At 66.0% G+C, this 1657-nt stretch carries 2 protein-coding genes; one reads left to right on the top strand and one right to left on the bottom strand.

Features of this window, described 5'->3' with window-relative positions; translation table 11 throughout:
• Nucleotides 1-93: 93 nt before the first annotated feature.
• Complete coding sequence (locus AAFO60_RS20745; RefSeq protein ID WP_347958140.1) at nt 94-483, bottom strand: heavy metal-responsive transcriptional regulator; 390 nt, start codon at nt 481-483, stop codon at nt 94-96.
• Between the two features lie 106 nt (nt 484-589).
• On the opposite strand from AAFO60_RS20745, the gene AAFO60_RS20740 reads away from it, so the two are divergent.
• Nucleotides 590-1657 (top strand): FAD-dependent oxidoreductase (locus AAFO60_RS20740; RefSeq protein WP_347958141.1); only part of this gene is annotated, 1068 nt, incomplete at its 3' end.

Here is a 1657-nt window from a genome sequence, read left to right as displayed (position 1 = left end):
AGCTATGTCAACTAGGTGGGTACCAGAATGACGGCTTGATCCACACCGGCTGAAGGGGGCGCGCCCCTAATGCCGACTGGTTGGTTCGGGCGGCTAGAGGTATCTGCAGACTTGGCCCGGACTGCAGGTCTCCGGCTCTGTCTGTGCGGCGTCATCGAGGAGAGCGACGATTGTGGCTCGCAGCATGCGAAGCTGGGCGATCTGCGTATCGATCTCACTGAGCCTGGTGTCGAGGAGATCGCGCACGTGGTCGCACGGCGCTTGACCGCGGTCGCGGATCTGGAGGATCTGACCGATTTGGGCCAGCGTGAGACCTGCGGCCTGTCCGCGGTGGATGAAGTCAATGCGCGTCACAACGTCGGGTGCGTAGTCCCGGTAGCCAGCGGGCGTGCGTTCAGCTGGCCTGAGGAGGCCTTGATCTTCGTAGAACCGGAGCGCCTTGGTGGTCGTGCCGGCTGCTTTGGCAAGTTCGCCGATCCGCATTTCGCCTCCGGTTGTGTCGCAGGTCTTGCTTGACCTTCCCCTGCAGTGGAAGGTCCAGTATGACCGCATCAGCAGAGTTTCCCTGACCGCTACGGGAGGAATCAGGATGCAGACCAGGTACGACCTCGCGATCATCGGCTCCGGTGGCAGCGCCTTCGCCGCGGCGATCCGGGCGACGATGCTGGGCAAGTCGGTCGTGATGATCGAGCGCGGCGTGTTCGGCGGCACCTGCGTCAACACCGGCTGCGTGCCGTCGAAGGCTCTGATCGCGGCCGCACGGGCCCGCCATGTCGCCGCAGACGCTGGTTCGCGGTTTCCCGGTATCGATACCGCTACGAATGCTGTCGACATGCCGGCGCTCATCAGAGGCAAGCAGGATCTGGTCGAGTCGCTACGCGGTGAGAAGTACGTCGATGTCGCGGAATCCTACGGCTGGGACGTCGTCCGTGGTGACGCGACGTTCGCGGGCACCCCTGATGCCCCGTTCCTGGAGGTCACGGCGCCCGACGGCATCGTGGCCACCGTCGAGGCAGCGCAGTACCTCGTGGCGACGGGCGCGCGCGCGTGGGTCCCACCCATCGAGGGCCTGGAGGAGGCTGGCTACCTGACCTCGACTACGGCCATGGAGCTCAGCAAGGTCCCAGAGACGCTGCTCGTACTCGGCGGCGGCTATGTCGCCCTGGAGCAGTCGCAGCTGTTTGCACGCCTTGGATCGAAGGTTACCTTGCTGGTGCGATCCCGCCTGGCCTCCAGGGAGGAACCAGAGGTTTCCAAGGCGCTGCAGGCGGTCTTCGCCGATGAGGGCATCCGGGTCGTTCGCCGCGCAGTACCGGTCGGGGTGACCCGCGACGCCGCTACTGGTGAGGTAGTCGTGGTGGCCGAGGTGTCCGGCGGGAAGCAGGAGTTCCGCGCCGAACAGGTGCTAGTCGCACTTGGCCGGCGGCCGGTCACCGACGGACTCAACCTCAAGGCGGTCGAGGTGAAGACCGGCGAGTTTGGGGAGGTCGTGGTCAACGACCAGCTGCAGTCGTCGAACCCGCGGATCTGGGCAGCCGGCGATGCGACAGGACACCCCGAGTTCGTCTACGTCGCAGCGCGCCACGGCACGCTGGTCGCCGACAACGCCCTCGCAGCCGCCGAGAAGTCGGTGGACTACGCCCGGCTGCCGCGAGTG

It is taken from the genome of Gordonia aichiensis, from assembly GCF_039946255.1.
GTDB classification, from domain to species: Bacteria; Actinomycetota; Actinomycetes; order Mycobacteriales; family Mycobacteriaceae; genus Gordonia; species Gordonia aichiensis_A.
The sequence above is the reverse complement of the archived record's forward strand: the minus strand, read 5'-3'. Positions and strand labels throughout refer to the sequence as shown.